The organism is Lolliginicoccus lacisalsi (genome assembly GCF_014841105.1).
Taxonomy (GTDB): domain Bacteria; phylum Actinomycetota; class Actinomycetes; order Mycobacteriales; family Mycobacteriaceae; genus Lolliginicoccus; species Lolliginicoccus lacisalsi.
Window position 1 is genome coordinate 548360 of the sequence record NZ_JACYWE010000001.1, and the last position, 17079, is coordinate 565438.

Genomic DNA, 17079 nt, shown 5'->3' on the forward strand with positions numbered 1-17079 from the left:
CACCCCGCGCGAGCAACGGAGGACAATCATGCGGATCGCCGCACTCCTGCCAGGGACCGGCTCGCGGGCCGCGTTCGTGCAGCGCGCGTTCGCCGGGCCGCTCGCGGCCGCCGGTATCACCCTCGTCGCCATCGAGCCGGACCCGACGAACCTCATCGAGTCCGCGCTCACCGAGCTCGACACCCTCGCCGCGACTGCCTCCGAGCTGCTCGTCGGCGGCATCTCCCTCGGTGCCGCGCTCGCCACGACCTGGGCCGCGCGCAACCCCGGCCGCGCCACAGGCATCCTCGCGGCCCTTCCCGCCTGGATCGGCAGCTCCGCGGGCGCACCGGCCGCGCTCAGCGCGACGATCACCGCGAACGCGCTCGACAAGGACGGGCTCGAAGCAACCATCGCTGGCATGCGCGCCACGAGCCCGGCCTGGCTCGCCGACGAGCTCGAGGCCTCCTGGCGACAGCTCTGGCCCGGCCTGCCCGGCTCACTGCGCGCAGCCGCGGCCTTCGCCGACCTCGATGCGCAGGTGCTCTCCCGCGTCGACTGCCCCGTTGGCATCGCTGCGGCCACCGACGATCCGATCCACCCGCGCGCGGCAGCCGAGGAATGGAGCAAGCACCTGCGTCGCTGCCACATCGAGACGCTCCCCCTCGCCTGGATCGGCGAGGATCCCGCAGCGCTCGGCACTGCTTCGCTCGCCGCGCTCGCCGCGCTCGGAGGCCGGTAGCTCGGCTGGCGTGGTGGCGGTGGCCGCGGCGGTGGTGGGCGGGCCGCGGCGGTGGTGGGCGGGCCGCGGTGGTGGGGGACGGGCCGCGGTGGTGGTGGCCTGACCGCAAAAGCACCTGAAACTGCCAAACGCGATAGAAAACGGGCCGGCTATCCAGTGGTTTCTATCGCGTTTGCGGCGGCGGCAGAGGCGGCGGCAGAGGCGGCGGCACAGGCGGCGGCGAAGGGGGAGACCCCACCCGGCCGCGGAGGCGCCCGCTGGTCCTAGACCCGCAGCGAGACGAAAGGCTCGACGGGAATATTGCGGGCAATGAACCACGCCAGTACCACGCTGAGAACGAGCAGGGGCGCCCACCGCAGGTGCTGCCAGCTCCGCACGAACCGCCCGCGCAGCAGGCCCGCCGTCCATGCGCCGTAGCTCCACAGCACCAGGATCAGCGCAGCGACGCCGAGAGCGTTGTACGCGATAGCACCACCAAGATCACCGCGGATCAGCGAGTACACCATGCGGGTGGAGCCGCAACCAGGGCAGTTCACTCCGAACAGGAGCTTGCTCGGGCATTCCGGGATGATGCCGCCTGGCGTGGTCGGATCCGCCCAGTTGATCGCGATGCATCCCGCGCTCGCCGCAAGCGCCACTCCAGCGGGGGCAGCCAGCGACCGGGCAGTGTCCAGCACGGCCCCCCGCCGGCGCCGCGAGGCAGGTCTTGCCTCCCCCATAGGCCGTGGGGCTGACTCGCTGGCCGACACCTCGGTGCCCGTGTCCTCGCCAGCGCGCGGGAGCAGAGTCATGATCAGTAGGTCGCGTAGCCCGACGAGGCGGTTGCCGCGAACAGGAACACAAACATCACGACGTAGAAGACCACGATCAGCGCGTAGAACACTCCGCCGACGATCGCACCGATCTTGGCCCACCTGCGCGCCTCGGCCGCGGCCTCATGGGCCGCCGCATACTGGCCCATCGCCCAGAGACTGTTGACGTTCGAAGCCTTCACGATGGACACGATGCCCAGCGGCAGGCAGCACAGCACCGTCACCAGGATGCCCCACACGAGTCCGTTGTCGGGCGGCGCGCCATAGTTGCCGGGCGCCTGTCCATACGGCGCCTGTCCATACTGGGACTGGCCATACTGGGACTGGCCGTACTCGGGCTGGCCCTGCGGGTAGCCGCTGTGGTCGCCTTGCCCGCCCGGGTAGCCATACGGATCCTGGCCTGGCGCGCCGTGGGCGTCATCGCGCGGGTATCCGGAATTCGCGGATTCGTTGCTCATCGTTCCCCCTGGTGACCGTGTGCCGCTCCACGACGATCGCCTTGATCCAGGGTCTCGTCGCGCGGGCACCCATTCGATCGTGGCCGCTCCCCCTCCAGGTGCCGCCACGAGATTTTCCAGGAACCATAGCCGACGACGCTCGGCCGGTGATAGCAGCTATGCGATTCACCACATGGCTCCACCATCCGTAGTTCGATCCCATCGGCTAGCCGGCGCGATCCGGGCGCCGATCAGGCCTGCGCCTGTCCGCCTGCCTGGTCTCCTGCTGGGGCCTGAGCGCCACCAGCCGGGGCCTGGCCACCGGCCGGGGCCTGAGCGCCACCAGCCGCCCGGCGCTTGGCGGCCTGTTCTGCTTGTTGCTGCTGCATCGCGATGAGTTGCTCGTGCAGCGCCTTCGGCAGCGTGATTGGCAGTGGCGTCCTCACTGGCAACGGCGCATCGCCCCGAGTGACGACCGTGCCCCGCAGGACCTCGCGGGCGAGGCCAGCGAGGTTCCCATCCGTGTCGCCCGTGCCCGAGGGCCCTGCGGCGACGAGCCGGATCATCCAGCGGGGCCCATCGACACCGATGAAGCGGATGTCAGCCTTCTCGGTGCGAGCAATTACCTCGGCACCCCATGGCCCATCCTCGGACTCGATGGTGGCGCCCTCGGTGGCGAGGGACGCGGCAAGCTCGTCGCAGACAGTCAGCCACTGCCCGGAGGATCGCGGCGCGGCATACGCGATGACCGTGATGCGGCCATGCTGGGTGGCCAGGTGCACGCCTTGCACCTCTCCGCCCTGGCCCATCTCGACCTGCACCTGCCCGCCAGCTGGGATCGGCAAGGAGACAGAGCCGAGGTTCAATCGCTGCGGATCATCGGCAGCGAACTCCTTCTCCGATACGTCGAATGGTCCATCAGATCGGTCCGACTGCTGGTCCACGAGCTCGGGAGCGGCCGAGCCGGCAGCCTCGGCCGCGGTTGCCTCATCGTTGCTATCGGAGTTCTTGCTGCGGCGTAGAAAGCCCACGTGAAGTCCCTTCCTGGGATCGCCTTTGCTGCCCTGCGGGGCGGCGCGATAACGGTCGCCGCGCCCACGCTGGCCATGCCCGCCAGCCTACGCGGGCCCGTCCAGGCTCGCGTGGCCCCCGCTGGAACCATAGCCGCCCGCGCCGCGCGTCGTGTCATCGAGCGAGGCAACCTCCGCGAACTCCGCCAGCTCGACGCGCTGGACGAGCAACTGAGCGATGCGATCGCCCCGCCGCACATGGATCGGCTCGCGCGGATCGAGGTTGATCAAGCACACCTTGATCTCGCCCCGGTAGCCAGCGTCCACGGTCCCAGGGGTGTTGACGATCGATAGCCCGGTGCGTGCGGCGAGCCCCGACCGCGGGTGGATCAGCCCGACCGTGCCCACGGGCAGCGCCACAGCGATGCCAGTACCGACGAGAGCACGCTCGCCGGGCTCGATGACGATATCAACGGTGGAGCACAGGTCCGCTCCGGCATCGCCATGGTGGGCGCGGCGCGGAACCGGGATGCCTGGGTCGAGACGACGCAGCCGAACGACGATATCCGTGCGGCTGCCTGCTGGGGTTTCGGTGTCCACGACCGGCGAGACTACCCTGTAGGACGTGCCGAGCAATGAATCCCCGGGACGCGAGTCCCGCGCGCCCCACGAGCCCGCAGCGAAACGCGACGACAGCGGTTCGATCCCGCCCGCCGGGAGCTACCGCGAGCTCCTGTGGGTCCCGTGGTGGTGGTGGCCGCTCGGCGTGGCCGCAGCAGCACTGGTGGCCATGCAGTTTGCCATCGGTATCCGCAGCTTGCCCCCGGTGCTGCCGTTCCTCATCCTCGCGCCGGTTCCGCTGTGGCTCCTGTGGCGGATGTCACGCACGGAGGTCGCGGTCGTGGCTGGTGCTGATGGGGAAGCGATGCTGCACGCCGGGAAAGCGCGCCTGCCGGTCTCGGTCATCGATCGTGTGGCTGCGATCCCGCCATCCGCGAAGCAGGCCGCTATGGGCCGCCAGCTCGACCCGTCGGCGTATGTGGTGCACCGCGCATGGATCAGTGCGCTAGTCCTCGTGGTGCTCGATGATCCCGAGGACCCCACTCCGTACTGGCTCGTCAGCACCCGGAATCCGGATGCGCTGGTCGCCGCCTTGGAGGGTCACCGCTCCCACGAGTGAACACGGCGGCAGCGCCGGGCTGAGGCGGTCAGCTATCGACCCGCTACGCGCGGCGCTCGGGCATGCGGCTTCATGTGCCGCGCTGCCAGGGCTTAGATGCAGTCCTGGCAGATCATCTGGCCGCCCTCGGTGCTCGCGAGGCGGCTCCGATGGAACACAAGGAAGCAGCTCGAGCAGGTGAACTCGTCGGCCTGCTTCGGGACGACCCGGACCGAGAGCTCCTCCCCGGAGAGGTCAGCACCGGGCAGCTCGAACGACTCCGCGGTGTCTGCATCGTCGATATCGACCACTGCGGATTGTGCTTCGCCACGGCGCGACGTCAGCTCGTCCAGCGAGCCGTCGGACAGTTCGTCCGCGTCGCTGCGCCGCGGCGCGTCGTAATCAGTAGGCATCTTTCACATCCCCTATCCAGTTGCGCTGTTTCCAGACGCTGGTGCCCGCACCCCGTGCAACACATGAGCACGGCCACTCATTTCCGCAACGCATGCCCTGCGCTGCTCCCGCGACGAGCATGCCGTCGCCATGATCGGGCACAGAGTACGCGCGTGGTGGAAGAACGCAACATCCGGACGATTTATGCCCGGTCGCGCCTCACCACGTGTGATCCACGCCTCGTCCGTGCGCCGCACGACAAGTGTTGGCCGCCAGACAATAGCCGACAACCCGCCCGATTGCCGAGCAATTCCGCGACATGCGCCCGATTGCCCGGAGAAGTCGCCACGAGCCGGCACCGGCACAGCACCCACGGGCCGATGCGCGGCTACACTCGCGATGCCAGCACTCGGTGCCGGCACACCAGGTCGGCTGCGGAAAGGAACCCAAGCACCGTGGTCTCACAGATCACCGAAGCCCACTCCACCGACCCCAACGGCAGGCCGTACAAGCATCGACGCCGCATTCCCGCGCTCGTCGTGCTGATCCTGCTGCTCGGGGCCGTTGCCGTGGTATGGACCAGGGCCGTCTCGCTCGAGGAGCCACCGGTCAATGCGATCGATTGTCCCGCCCCGCCCCCGGGCGGGCCCGAGCTCGGCGAGCCGTTCTCGCGCAATGAGCTCGCCCAGGTCCCGCCCGCGCCCCTGCGCCTGACCCAGGTCCGCGTGTACAACGCCAATGGCGAGGTCGGACAGGCATCGGCCGTGGCCGCGCAGCTCAGCGAGCTCGGCTACCAGCCTGCCGCGGACGTGCAGGCTGGCAACGATCCCCTCTACACCGACCAGAACATGCAATGCCACGGCCAGATCCGGTTCGGCCCCGAAGGCCGCGCCGCCGCGAGCGCGCTGTGGCTGGCAGCACCCTGCGTGGAGCTCATCGAGGACGCTCGCCCGGACAACACCGTGGATCTTGCTCTCGGCACGTACTTCGGTGATATCTCCCCCACTCCCGAGGGCGAGGCCGTGATCCAGCTCCTCCGCTCGGGCGACGGCGGTGGACCCACCACCGATCTCGTGGAGAAGGCGCGCGCGGCCCTGTGCTAGCGGGCTAGCGTGGTTGCCTGGGCCTCGCGGGCAGCATGGGTTCAAGGCGACGGGGGCGCGAGCGGGCGCGAATGTGCGCGAGCGGGCACGAGTGTGCGAAAAACGACCGCGTTTCCCGCGATCGCTGTCATTTCGCGCACTGTCACCCGGCAAGGCACCCGCGCACTGTCACCCGGCAAGGCACCCGCGCACTGGCACCCGGCACGGCACCCCCGCTCACGGCACCGCACACCTCGCCCGGCGCATCTCGCCATCTAGAGCGCCCGCAGCGCCCCTGCCTCGCCGAGCAGCCCCTGGAACGCCTCCGCGACCCCGGGCGCAGCTCCGATGGTGACGATGCCGTCGGAGCCGGAGGAGTCCGCGGGCGGGATGGCGAGCACTGCGCCGGCCTCTTCCGCGATGAGGCTTGCCGCGGCCCAGTCCCAGGGGTGGAGACCGTGCTCGTAGTAGGCGTCGACACGCCCGGCCGCGAGCAGGCAGAGGTCGATCGCGGCCGAGCCGATGCGGCGGATGTCGCGGACGTGCGGCAGCACCTGCGCGACGATACTGCCTTGCGCGGCGCGCCGGGCCGGGTCGTAGGCGAAACCGGTGGCGACCAGCGTGTGGCCAAGCCTGGTCTCGGTGGTGCAGCGCAGCCTGATCGGCGCTGCTCCCGGGCTGTGCTGCCAGGCCCCGTGGCCGCGCGCGGCGGAATAGATGCGATGCCCTGGCACGTCGGCGACTGCTCCGGCCAGGGTGATGCCATCGAGCTGCGCGGCGATGGAAACGGCGTAGGCATCGATGCCATAGAGGAAATTGACGGTGCCATCGATCGGGTCGATGACCCATCGGATCCCGGTGGTGGAGGTAGCACCGCCGCCTTCCTCCCCGAGGATGGTGTCGTCGGGGCGCAGGGTGGCGAGCCGCGCTCGGATGAGGGCCTCGGATTCCTGGTCGACGATGGTGACGGGGTCGGTCGAGGTGGATTTGGTGCTGACGGCACCGCCCGGGGCTGCTCCCTCGATCACCTCGGCGCGGCGGCCTCGCACGAGGTCAGCGGCCTCGGAGGCGAGCTGCTCAGCGATGACGCGCAGGGATTCCGCATCATCGCGCGCGGGCGCGTGGGTCTTGTGGCTGCTGGGTTCCGGCACAGTGACCATCGTGCTTCATCGCACTGGTCCGCGCCACCGGGGGGCCTGCCCGGATACAGTGATCCCCTGGAATGTTCCGCCCTCTTGCCGCCCTCTTGCCGTCCGCACACCGGGAGCCAGACCATGCACGATCATGCTCGTCAATCCACGCCTCCCCCGGGCTCCGCAGACCGACCGGAGGGGGTGGCCGCGGGGCTGGGCGGGCGCGATCTAGGGCTCGGTGTTGATGTTGGCGGCAGCGGGGTGAAGGGCGCGCTGGTCGACCTCGCCACTGGCGAGCTCGCTTCGGAGCGGCACCGGATCGACACGCCGCAGCCAGCGACGCCCGAGGCGGTTGCGGCGACGATCACGGAGATCGTGGATGGTTTCGACTGGGGTGGCCCGGTCGGGGTGGCGCTCCCCTCCGTGGTCAAGAACGGCGTCACGCGAACAGCGGCGAACATCGATGCGGCCTGGATCGGCCTGGATGCCCGCGCGGTGCTGAGCTCGGCTCTCGGTGGCCGCTCGGTGACGCTGCTCAACGACGCGGATGCCGCGGGGCTCGCCGAGCAGCAGCTCGGTGCTGGCCGGGACGCGCGGGGCCTGGTGATGATGCTGACTTTTGGGACGGGCATCGGTTCGGCGCTGCTCTACAACGGCGTCCTTGTGCCCAATACCGAGCTCGGGCATCTCGAGGTGGGCGGCGCCGAGGCAGAGCATCGCGCCGCAGCCTCGGTCCGCGAGCGCACGAAGATGTCATGGGCGGAGTGGTCGGTCGAGGTCACAGCGGTGCTACGCGCCTACGAGGCACTGTTCGCGCCTGATTTGTTCATCGTGGGGGGCGGCGTGAGCAAGAAGGCCCACAAGTGGTTGCCACTGGTCGAGGTGGCGACGCCCATCGTTCCCGCGGAGCTGCGGAACACCGCTGGGATCGTCGGGGCGGCGCTCGCGGCACGCCTGGATTCGGCCTTGTAGGCGTGGCGAATCGCCATCGAGCACCGTTCCACCTGATGGAATCGTTACAATGGAACGCGTCTCGCTATCGCGGACTCATTCACATGGACTTTTCGCCAGCCTGATCCCGCTGAGGATCGCCTGGCTTGCCGCCGCACGACGAAGTCACGAAAGGGCGTACGTGGCATCTACTGAAACCACAAGTTCTGCCGATCCCGCATCCGGTTCCGGCACGGCACCAGCGTCGGCGCCTAAGCGCACCGCGGCCCGGAAGGCCCCGGCCAAGAAGGCTCCCGCGAAGGCCGCGAAGCGCTCGGTGGCCAAGAAGGCCGCGCCCGGTGCTGCCGCTGATGCAGCCACGATCGCTGCGGATGCGCCCGTGCGGCCCGCGGAGGATCCTGCCCAGCCCGCGGCAACCGGTACCGCGAGCGAGGTCGGCGCGACGGAGCCGGCGGCACCGGTGAAGCGCGCGGGCCGCGCCCCGGCGGCGCGCAAGGCTCCCGCCCGGAAGGCGACGACTGCTGCCGCCAGCGAGCCTGCTGCCACCGATGCGGGCGAGGCGCCCGAGGACGGCGTGGCGGCGGCTGCTCCTGCCCGCAAGACGGCCGCTCGCAAGTCTCCGGCGAAGAAGGCCGCCGCCAAGCGCGCGCCCGCCAAGAAGGCCGCCGCCAAGGCTGCCCCGGCAACTGCGGAGGCCGCTCCGGGCGCGACGACCGTTGGCGACGAGGACGCGCTCGAGGCTGAGCCCACCGACGACATGATCAGCGAGCCGGACCTGGCGCACGTCGAGGAGCCCGCGGCCCCGAAGCGGCGCGCGACCAAGCGGACCGCCGAGAAGGAGGAGAAGCCGACGGAGACCGATTCGGACTTCGTCTGGGACGAGGAGGAGTCCGAGGCCCTGCGGCAGGCCCGCAAGGATGCGGAGCTGACGGCATCGGCGGATTCCGTGCGCGCCTATCTCAAGCAGATCGGCAAGGTCGCGCTGCTCAACGCCGAGGAGGAGGTCGAGCTCGCCAAGCGCATCGAGGCTGGCTTGTTCGCTGCGGAGAAGCTGCGCCGGTCCGCGGAGGCGGGCGAGCGCGTGAGCCCGCAGGCGCGGCAGAACCTCAGCTGGGTGCTGCGCGACGGGAACCGGGCGAAGAACCACCTGCTGGAGGCGAACCTGCGCCTCGTGGTGTCGCTGGCCAAGCGCTACACGGGCCGCGGCATGGCGTTCCTGGACCTGATCCAGGAGGGCAACCTGGGCCTGATCCGCGCGGTGGAGAAGTTCGACTACACCAAGGGCTACAAGTTCTCGACGTATGCGACGTGGTGGATCCGCCAGGCCATCACCAGGGCGATGGCTGATCAGGCCCGGACGATTCGCATCCCCGTTCATATGGTGGAGGTCATCAACAAGCTCGGCCGCATACAGCGCGAGCTGCTGCAGGACCTTGGACGGGAGCCCACTCCCGAGGAGCTCGCGCGGGAGATGGACATCTCCCCGGAGAAGGTGCTGGAGATCCAGCAATACGCACGGGAGCCCATCTCGCTCGATCAGACGATCGGCGACGAGGGCGACAGCCAGCTCGGCGACTTCATCGAGGACAGCGAGGCCGTGGTCGCGGTCGACGCGGTGAGCTTCACGCTGCTCCAGGACCAGCTCCAGTCCGTGCTCGAGACGCTGTCCGAGCGAGAGGCGGGAGTGGTGCGGTTGCGCTTCGGCCTGACCGATGGCCAGCCCCGCACGCTCGATGAGATCGGGCAGGTGTACGGGGTGACGCGCGAGCGGATCCGGCAGATCGAGTCGAAGACGATGTCGAAGCTGCGCCATCCGAGCCGCAGCCAGGTACTGCGCGACTACCTCGACTGATCCATCGCGCGATGGGCGAGGGATCCCGGCCCGGGCACCACTGCTGCGTGTGCGCCACATCACACACAAGGGTGGTCCGGGAACAATGCGGGCTTCCCGTTCGTCTAACCCTATGACAGGAGATGCGATCCCGCGATTCCTCTTGGGGTCCACGATCGCATCGCCGAACCCCAGGTGCCCCCGGGCTCCGGAATGGAGGAGACATGACCGCACCAGCTACCACCGTCCGGCTCACCGCTACCGACCGTTGCGATCGCTGCGGAGCCCGCGCGCGCGTGCTGGCGACACTCCCCTCCGGGGGCGAGCTCCTGTTCTGCCAGCATCACGCGAACGAGTTCGAGGCGCGCCTGAAGGACATGGATGCGCTCGTCGTCGCCGCGGCGGACGAATCCTGATCGACCACCGACAGCAGCGGGGCCCGGGCTTGAAGCCCGGGCCCCGCTCGCGTTCCCTGGGTGCTGCCACCTCGCGCAGGGTGCCTACCCGTTGCGCAGCAGCGCGATCCGATCCTGGAGCTGCTCCGCGGTGGCCGCTCCTGTCGCTGGCCCGCCACAGGTGCGACGCAGCTCGCCGTGGATCGCGCCGTGGGGCTTGCCGGTGCGGTGATGGTGCATCGCCACGAGCTTGTTCAGCTCGCGGCGCAGATCGGCGAGCTGCGCGCCCGTAGTCGCTGGCCGGGGCGGCTCCGGGCGCGCCTCCTTCTGCACTGCCTCCTTCTGCACTGCCTCCTTCTCGGCGGCCTCCTTCTGGGCGGCGAGCTGCTCGGAGCTTCGCTGGACCTGCTCGGCCTGGCGTTGCCGCAGCAGTGCCCGCATCTGCTCGGCATCGAGCAAGCCGGGGAGCCCCAGGTAGTCAGCCTCCTCGTCGCTGCCCGAGAACGTCGCCGAGCCGAACGAGGAACCGTCATAGATCACCTGATCGAGCTCGGCCTCCGCGCCTAGCGAGGTGAACGCCCGCTCCCGGTCACCCGGCTCGTCCTTGGCCTGGTTGGCCTGGGCGAACAACTCGTCGTCGAAGCCATCCTTCTCGCGGTGCGGCTTGCCCAGCACATGGTCGCGCTGCTTCTCCAGCTTCGCGGCGAGATCGAGCAGCACGGGCACCGAGGGCAGGAACACGCTGGCGGTCTCGCCCGGGCGGCGGGCACGTACGAAGCGCCCGATTGCCTGCGCGAAATACAGCGGCGTCGAAGCACTGGTGGCGTACACGCCCACCGCGAGGCGGGGCACGTCCACCCCCTCCGAGACCATGCGCACCGCCACCATCCAGGCGCTCGTGCCGTCGCCGAACTCCTTGATGCGATCCGATGATCCCGGGTCGTCGGAGAGCACCAAGGTGGGCTTCTCGCCGGTGATGCGCTCCAGCGCCTGCGCGTAGGCCCGGGCCATCGTCTGGTCCGAGGCGATCACCAGGCCGCCCGCGTCCGGCACGCCACCGGCTCGAAGCTGCCCGAGCCTGGTGTGGGCGGCCGTCAGGACGGAGGGGATCCCCTCCCCTGCCGGATCCAGCGCGGTGCGCCACGCCCGTGCGGTCTGGTCGGCATTGAGCGGCTGTCCGAGCCGGGCCGTGAACTCCTCGCCGGCGCTGGTGCGCCACCGAGCCTCGCCGGAGTACGCGAGGAACACCACGGGCCGCACCACGCCGTCGGCGAGCGCATCGGAGTAGCCGTAGGAGTGGTCGGACTTGGAGCGCTTCACCCCGCCCGGCTCCGGCTCATAGGTGACGAACGGGATGGGGCTGTCATCGCTGCGGAACGGCGTGCCGGTCAGCGACAGCCGCCGTGTGGCGTCGGAGAATGCCTCGGTCATGGCATCGCCCCAGCTCTTCGCATCACCGGCGTGGTGGATCTCGTCAAGGATCACCAGGGTGCGGCGCGCCACCGTGCGGGCGCGATGCTTGAAGGGGTGCGACGCCACCTGTGCGTAGGTGACGACGACGCCGTGAAAGTCCGAGGATGTCTGCCCGGCCGTGTTGGTGAAATTGGGGTCCAGCGCGATGCCCTGTCGCGCGGCGGACTCGGCCCACTGGTGCTTGAGGTGCTCGGTCGGGGCCACGACGGTGATCTGGTCGACGGTGCGGTCCTTGAGCAGCTCCGCGGCCACCCGCAGCGCGAACGTCGTCTTGCCCGCGCCCGGGGTGGCGACAGCGAGGAAGTCGCGGGGCTTGGTGGCCAGGTACTTGGTCAGCGCCCGCCGCTGCCAGCTCCGGAGGCGTCCTGCGCTCGAGCTCCCCGCGCCCGGTTCGACCGTGCCCAGGCCACCCGCGCTCGGGCTCCCCGTGGATGGACGCGACTCGGATGACACAGCTGCGGCTTGCACACACGCTCCTAGCTCGGCTCGACTCCAGGAAACTCCCCCGGCCCCAGCGGTGGCCGCTCGGGCCTGTGCGCGCCATCACGCCCGGATCGGGCCCAGGATCGAGCGGCCGCGATCTACGCTGGAGCGACACCATTGTTCCATCGAACAGCGGGCGAGGCACAGCATGACACAGTACCGCACCCCCTCGCCGCTAGCCGGGCGCGCGACGCCCGCGATCCCGCGACCACGGCCGCGCCCAGGAAGACACCGATGAGCCGATCCGCTTCCTCCCTCGGGGCTCGTGCTGCCGCCATGCCACGCATCGCGGGCGACGTGGCATGGCAGACGATCACGAGGTCCTGGAACGATTCGATCTTCGCGCTGGCCGCGACCGCCGCGTTCTGGCAAGTGCTGTCGCTGCCGCCGCTGCTGCTGGGATTGCTCGGAGCGGTCGCCTACGTCGCGGACTGGTTCGGCCCGGATACCGTCAATATCATCGAGTCGCGGATCGTGTCGTTCAGCGGTGACATCTTCACCGATAGCGTCGTCGATCAGATCATCGCGCCCACCATCAGCGACGTCCTCCAGCAAGGCCGCCTCGACCTGGTCTCCGTCGGTTTCCTGCTATCCCTGTGGGCGGGCTCGTCCGCGGTCGCGTCGTTCGTCGATGCCATCGCGCGGGCGCACGGGCAGAACGAGCACCGCCATCCGGTGTGGCACCGGATCTTCGCGGTCCTGCTGTACGTGGGCTTCCTCGTGCTCGCGGTGATCACGCTGCCGCTCGTGGCGCTCGGGCCCGCGCTGCTGCTCGAGCTGATACCCGAGAGCTGGGGCGCGGCCTTCGAGGAGCTCGTGGCGACGCTGTACTACCCGGCGGTGGGCATCCTGCTGATCATCGGCCTGACGCTGCTCTACAAGGTTGCCCTGCCCAAGCGGCTCCCCTGGCACCGGCTGCTGGGCGGCGCGATCGTTGCCGGCGCGGTCTTCTACGCGGCGAGCGCTGGGCTGCGCTTCTACCTCTCGGGCATTGCCCGCACCGGATACACGTATGGCGCGCTGGCCACTCCGATCGCGTTCCTGTTGTTCGCGTTCTTCCTCGGCTTCGCCATCGTTGTCGGCGCGGAGTTCAATGCGGTCGTGCAGGAGCGCTGGCCGGCGCGCGCGACGCGCATCGAGCAGATGAGGACCTGGCTGGCCGAGCAGGCCCAGCAGGCCAGCGACGAGGCGGCGCCGGTGACCGCGCGCCTGCACCGGCTCGCATCGGGCTCGGTGCGGGTAATGCCTGCGGCACGGGCTCGCGGGGAGAGCAAGCGCGGCCGCCACGAGGCCAGCGGGGACGCCGAGGAGATCCCGCCGCAGCCGACGCCACCAGGCACCGGCTAGAGCGAGGCCGTCAGGTGCGCATCCGCTCGTAGATGCGCTTGCAGTCGGGACAGACAGGGGAACCCGGCTTCGCCGAGCGCGTGACGGGAAACACCTCGCCGCAGAGCGCCACGACGTAGGTTCCTGTCACAGCGCTCTCGGTGATCTTGTCCTTGCGCACGTAGTGGAAGAACTTCGGGGTGTCGTCGTCGGTCGTCTCGGCCGGCCTGGTTTCCGGGCGTTCCTTGGTATCAGTGCTCACGCATCAATGATGCCGCATCGATCGGGCTCGCTCCACTGCCCATGCGGCGCGATCCCGCGTCTACACTGGAAGGCGGAGCTACTGACGGGCAGGGCGGCCTATCGTCGACGGGAAGAGATTCATGATGGCAAGAGATCCGCATGCCCCACGGGGCGGGTTCTTCACGGGGGACGAGGACACGGCCCAGCAGTATGGCGGCGCTTCCGAGGCGTACCTCATCACGCGCGCCCCCGAATCGTTCGAGGCCCAGCAGCGGGCCCGGATCCGCAAGTACACCATCCTCATGTCGATGCGCGTGCCCGCGCTGATCCTCGCCGGCGTCGCGTTCGCCGCGACGGGCAGCGGACTGCTCGCGCTGCTCATCGTCGGCGCGTCGATCCCCTTGCCCTGGATCGCGGTGCTCATCGCCAATGACCGCCCCCCGCGCCGCAAGGACGAGGTGAGCGAGTACGCGGAGCGTCGGCGCGCCCGGGCCGAGCAGCGCGCGCTGCAGCAGGAGCATCATGAAACCATTGATGGGTGACCCACACCGCCGAGCATGAACTTGTCCGCGCCGCTCCCACGCTCCGCGAGGCCTTCGTGGCCCACGGCTATGACGCGGATGGCCTGATCAGCCTGCTGGGCCCGTCCGGCATGGCCGCGCTCGACCGCGGCGAGCCCGCGCCGATCCGCGCGGCCTGCGAGGCGCAGGGCCCGCTCGGAGTCCTGGCGCGGTTGTTCATCCTGGGTGACGCCGTAGCCGAGGAGGACGCTGCGGCAGCGCTCGCGCCGATGAAGCTCGAGCAAGCGATCAGTGCCGGGTATGTCACCCGCAGCGAGGAAGGCATCGCTGGCGAGTGGGATATCCGGCCGCTCGATGCGGGCACGGGGACGCGCTGGATGATCTCGGACCCTGATGGCTCGCTGCGCCTGCGCGAGCCCCGCCGCGACCATGTGCTGGGCGTGGGCGCGGCATCGTTGTCGCTGCTGCGGGCGACACCCGCCCGGCGGGCGGGCACCGTGCTCGACGTGGGCACGGGCTGCGGCATCCAGGCCATCCATGCCGCCACGTATGGCGAGCGCATCGTGGCTACCGATGTGAGCGAGCGCGCGCTCCTCGTCACGCGGGCCGCGCTCGCGCTGAACGGGCTGGAGGCAGACGTGCGGCACGGCTCATGGTTCGAGCCCGTCGCGGGCGAGCAGTTCGACCAGATCGTCGCCAATCCCCCGTTCGTGGTGGGCGGCACGGACGTGGAGCTGGTGTACCGCGACTCGGGCCTGGAGCTCGACGGCGCGAGCGAGGTCATGGTGCGCGACAGCATCGATCATCTGCGGCCCGGCGGCATCGCGGTGATGCTCGCGTCCTGGGTGCACCTCGACGGCGAGGACCGGCGGGCACGCGTCGCCTCCTGGTTGCCAGGGCACGGCATCGACGCCTGGATCGTGCAGCGCGATGTGGCCGATCCTGATCTCTACGTCTCGACCTGGCTGCGCGACGCCGACGCGGACCTGCGTGACCCGCGCGGGCAGGAGAGGCAGCAGCGCTGGCTGTCCTACTTGCGAAAGCGCGACGTCACCGGGGTCGGGTTCGGATTCGTCTTCCTGCGGCGCACCGATGCCCCCTCGGACATCCTGTGCGAGGACCTCATGCAGGGCTTCGACGATCCGCTCGGCGACGAGGCGCTGCGCTACCTAGACCGGGTCGAGTGGCTGCGCGACCACGATGTGCTCGACGCGAGGTTCGCGCTGAACCCGACGGTCGCGCTGGAGAAGGTGCTGGTGCCAGGCGAGGAGGGCTGGGCTCCAGCGGTGACGCGGGTGCATCGAGGGGACGGCCCGCGCTGGCAGCATGAGATCGACGAGCTCGGCACGATGGTGCTGGCCGGAGTGCGGCCCGATGGGCTGCCGCTGGGGGAAGTCGTGGAGCTCGCCGCGCTCGCGTCCGGCGAGGATCCGGACGAGGTGCTGCCCCAGGCCGTGGTGCTCGCGGAGGGCCTCGTGCGCCATGGGCTCCTCGTTCCCGCTGATCTCGCGGAGGGCGGTGGCCCGGCATGATCGCTGTGGTCTCGCGCGTTGCCGGGGCGCGCGTGGTCGTGGACGGCGAGACGGTGGGCGAGATCCACGGCGAGGGATTGCTGGTGCTGCTCGGGGTCGCGAACGGCGATGATGATGAGGTAGTCCGCACGATGGGGCGGAAGGTGACCAGCCTGCGGCTGCTCCGCGACGACGCGAGCGTGCTGGAGAAGTCGGCCCCGGTGCTGGTGGTCAGCCAGTTCACGCTACTGGGCAATACCCGCAAGGGGCGGCGGCCCTCCTGGTCGGCCGCCGCGCCACCGAAGGAGGCACGGGCACGCTACGAGCAGGTCATCGAGGACATCCGGGGCCGGGGTGTATTGGTCGCCACAGGGAGGTTTGGCGCGGACATGTCGGTGGAATCCCTCAATGACGGCCCCTACACGGTGCTTGTCCACGCATGACGCGCAAGGACTGGCTGCAATAAGCAGCACAGAGTTGCTTTCTCAGCAACTTCTCAGCACTTCCGATGCGTTCATGCAGGTCAGCTACGTTGTGGCAGGGGCGGAGCGGGAACTTTTCCGTTATCCGGAGCGTTGGACACAGTGAATAGCGATCACTGAGGAGGCACGCAATGACCAGCCCCGCAACCACGCGTCGCAGGACAATCGATGCACAGCGCAAGGCCGAACTCGACGCCCAGAGCCCGGCCGCGGACCTGGTGCGTGTATACCTCAACGGGATCGGACGCACCGCGCTGCTCACCGCCGCGGACGAGGTTGACCTTGCCAAGCGAATCGAGGCTGGCCTGTACGCCACGCACCTGCTCGCGACGCGGCCGCGGCTCACCCCGGCGAAGAAGCGGGATCTCGCGTTCATCGTTCGCGATGGGCAGAAGGCCCGCAATCACCTGCTCGAGGCCAACCTGCGGCTCGTGGTGTCCCTAGCCAAGCGCTACACGGGACGGGGCATGCCCCTGCTCGACCTCATCCAGGAGGGCAACCTCGGCCTGATCCGGGCCATGGAGAAGTTCGACTACGCCAAGGGCTTCAAGTTCTCCACCTACGCCACCTGGTGGATCCGGCAGGCGATAACCCGTGGCATGGCGGACCAGTCGCGCACGATCCGGCTGCCCGTGCATCTCGTCGAGCAGGTCAACAAGCTCGCCCGCATCAAGCGGGAGATGCACCAGCAGCTTGGCCGCGAGGCCACCGAGGAGGAGCTGGCCCGGGAGTCCGGCAGCCCCCAGCACAAGATCCAGGACCTGCTCGATCACAGCCGCGATCCGGTGAGCCTCGACATGCCCGTCGGCAACGATGAGGAAGCCCCGCTCGGTGACTTCATCGAGGACACCGGCGCCACCGACGCGGAGTCGTCCGTCATCGCCACGCTGCTGCACAGCGACATCCGCACCGTGCTCGCCACCCTCGATGACCGCGAGCGCAATGTGATCCTGCTCCGCTACGGGCTTGATGACGGCCAGCCGCGCACGCTCGACCAGATCGGGCGGCACTTCGGGCTCTCCCGCGAGCGGGTCCGGCAGATCGAGCGCGAGGTCATGACCAAGCTGCGCCAGGGCGACCGCGCCGAGAAGCTGCGCGGCTACTCCTCCGACTAGC

Annotated in this window: 19 protein-coding genes; 11 read left to right on the plus strand and 8 right to left on the minus strand. The window is 69.6% G+C overall.

Annotated features, from left to right (window positions below; genetic code table 11):
• Window positions 1-28: 28 nt before the first annotated feature.
• On the plus strand, window positions 29-721 hold the full coding sequence (locus tag HT102_RS02515) for an alpha/beta fold hydrolase (RefSeq protein ID WP_192037810.1): 693 nt from the start codon (window positions 29-31) through the stop codon (window positions 719-721).
• 263 nt (window positions 722-984) lie between these two features.
• Here the strand turns inward: HT102_RS02515 and HT102_RS02520 are convergent, their stop codons facing one another.
• From HT102_RS02520 to dut, 4 genes are all read right to left on the minus strand, one after another.
• On the minus strand, window positions 985-1440 hold the full coding sequence (locus tag HT102_RS02520; protein WP_192038019.1) for a DUF2752 domain-containing protein: 456 nt from the start codon (window positions 1438-1440) through the stop codon (window positions 985-987).
• Between the two features lie 74 nt (window positions 1441-1514).
• Window positions 1515-1991 carry a CD225/dispanin family protein gene (locus tag HT102_RS02525; RefSeq protein ID WP_192037811.1) on the minus strand — a complete coding sequence of 159 codons (477 nt, stop codon included), beginning with the start codon at window positions 1989-1991 and terminating at the stop codon, window positions 1515-1517.
• A 230-nt stretch (window positions 1992-2221) separates the two neighbouring features.
• Window positions 2222-3001 (minus strand): DUF3710 domain-containing protein, encoded by a 780-nt coding sequence (locus HT102_RS02530; protein ID WP_192037812.1) that lies wholly within the window; start codon window positions 2999-3001, stop codon window positions 2222-2224.
• Between the two features lie 87 nt (window positions 3002-3088).
• On the minus strand, window positions 3089-3544 hold the full coding sequence (dut, locus tag HT102_RS02535; protein WP_192038020.1) for a dUTP diphosphatase: 456 nt from the start codon (window positions 3542-3544) through the stop codon (window positions 3089-3091).
• A gap of 139 nt (window positions 3545-3683) precedes the next feature.
• Here dut and HT102_RS02540 point away from each other — a divergent pair, with 139 nt between their 5' ends.
• Window positions 3684-4160 (plus strand): DUF3093 domain-containing protein, encoded by a 477-nt coding sequence (locus tag HT102_RS02540; protein WP_192038021.1) that lies wholly within the window; start codon window positions 3684-3686, stop codon window positions 4158-4160.
• A 92-nt stretch (window positions 4161-4252) separates the two neighbouring features.
• Here the strand turns inward: HT102_RS02540 and HT102_RS02545 are convergent, their stop codons facing one another.
• On the minus strand, window positions 4253-4552 hold the full coding sequence (locus HT102_RS02545) for a DUF4193 domain-containing protein (RefSeq protein WP_192037813.1): 300 nt from the start codon (window positions 4550-4552) through the stop codon (window positions 4253-4255).
• A gap of 435 nt (window positions 4553-4987) precedes the next feature.
• On the opposite strand from HT102_RS02545, the gene cei reads away from it, so the two are divergent.
• The gene (gene cei, locus HT102_RS02550; RefSeq protein WP_192037814.1) at window positions 4988-5635 is read left to right on the plus strand and encodes an envelope integrity protein Cei; all 648 of its coding nucleotides are present in this window, start codon (window positions 4988-4990) and stop codon (window positions 5633-5635) included.
• A gap of 254 nt (window positions 5636-5889) precedes the next feature.
• Here the strand turns inward: cei and HT102_RS02555 are convergent, their stop codons facing one another.
• On the minus strand, window positions 5890-6774 hold the full coding sequence (locus tag HT102_RS02555) for an inositol monophosphatase family protein (protein ID WP_192037815.1): 885 nt from the start codon (window positions 6772-6774) through the stop codon (window positions 5890-5892).
• A gap of 114 nt (window positions 6775-6888) precedes the next feature.
• Between HT102_RS02555 and ppgK the strand changes: the two genes are divergently transcribed.
• The 3 genes from ppgK (at window position 6889) to HT102_RS02570 (ending at window position 9945) form a co-directional block, all read left to right on the plus strand.
• Window positions 6889-7719 carry a polyphosphate--glucose phosphotransferase gene (gene ppgK / locus HT102_RS02560; protein WP_192037816.1) on the plus strand — a complete coding sequence of 277 codons (831 nt, stop codon included), beginning with the start codon at window positions 6889-6891 and terminating at the stop codon, window positions 7717-7719.
• 49 nt (window positions 7720-7768) lie between these two features.
• Window positions 7769-9550: an RNA polymerase sigma factor gene (locus HT102_RS02565; RefSeq protein WP_225443064.1), complete on the plus strand. Its 1782-nt coding sequence runs from the start codon at window positions 7769-7771 to the stop codon at window positions 9548-9550.
• Between the two features lie 203 nt (window positions 9551-9753).
• Entirely contained in the window at window positions 9754-9945 is a 192-nt protein-coding gene (locus HT102_RS02570) for a DUF7455 domain-containing protein (protein WP_192037818.1), read from the plus strand.
• Window positions 9946-10029: 84 nt separating this feature from the next.
• Here the strand turns inward: HT102_RS02570 and HT102_RS02575 are convergent, their stop codons facing one another.
• On the minus strand, window positions 10030-11802 hold the full coding sequence (locus HT102_RS02575; RefSeq protein ID WP_225443161.1) for a DEAD/DEAH box helicase: 1773 nt from the start codon (window positions 11800-11802) through the stop codon (window positions 10030-10032).
• 312 nt (window positions 11803-12114) lie between these two features.
• Between HT102_RS02575 and HT102_RS02580 the strand changes: the two genes are divergently transcribed.
• On the plus strand, window positions 12115-13227 hold the full coding sequence (locus HT102_RS02580) for a YihY/virulence factor BrkB family protein (RefSeq protein WP_192037820.1): 1113 nt from the start codon (window positions 12115-12117) through the stop codon (window positions 13225-13227).
• A gap of 10 nt (window positions 13228-13237) precedes the next feature.
• Here the strand turns inward: HT102_RS02580 and HT102_RS02585 are convergent, their stop codons facing one another.
• A complete protein-coding gene (locus HT102_RS02585) occupies window positions 13238-13468 on the minus strand; it encodes a DUF3039 domain-containing protein (protein ID WP_192037821.1) in 231 nt (76 codons plus the stop codon).
• A 121-nt stretch (window positions 13469-13589) separates the two neighbouring features.
• On the opposite strand from HT102_RS02585, the gene HT102_RS02590 reads away from it, so the two are divergent.
• From HT102_RS02590 to HT102_RS02605, 4 genes are all read left to right on the plus strand, one after another.
• A complete protein-coding gene (locus HT102_RS02590) occupies window positions 13590-13991 on the plus strand; it encodes a DUF3099 domain-containing protein (RefSeq protein ID WP_408611289.1) in 402 nt (133 codons plus the stop codon).
• Entirely contained in the window at window positions 13988-15502 is a 1515-nt protein-coding gene (locus HT102_RS02595) for a class I SAM-dependent methyltransferase (protein WP_333473245.1), read from the plus strand. Before HT102_RS02590 ends, HT102_RS02595 begins: the two co-directional genes overlap by 4 nt.
• Window positions 15499-15924, plus strand: coding sequence for a D-aminoacyl-tRNA deacylase (dtd, locus tag HT102_RS02600; protein ID WP_192037822.1), 426 nt, complete (start codon window positions 15499-15501; stop codon window positions 15922-15924). The genes HT102_RS02595 and dtd overlap by 4 nt, the downstream gene beginning before the upstream one ends.
• A gap of 170 nt (window positions 15925-16094) precedes the next feature.
• Window positions 16095-17078 carry a sigma-70 family RNA polymerase sigma factor gene (locus HT102_RS02605; protein WP_192037823.1) on the plus strand — a complete coding sequence of 328 codons (984 nt, stop codon included), beginning with the start codon at window positions 16095-16097 and terminating at the stop codon, window positions 17076-17078.
• The last annotated feature ends 1 nt before the right edge of the window (window position 17079 follow it).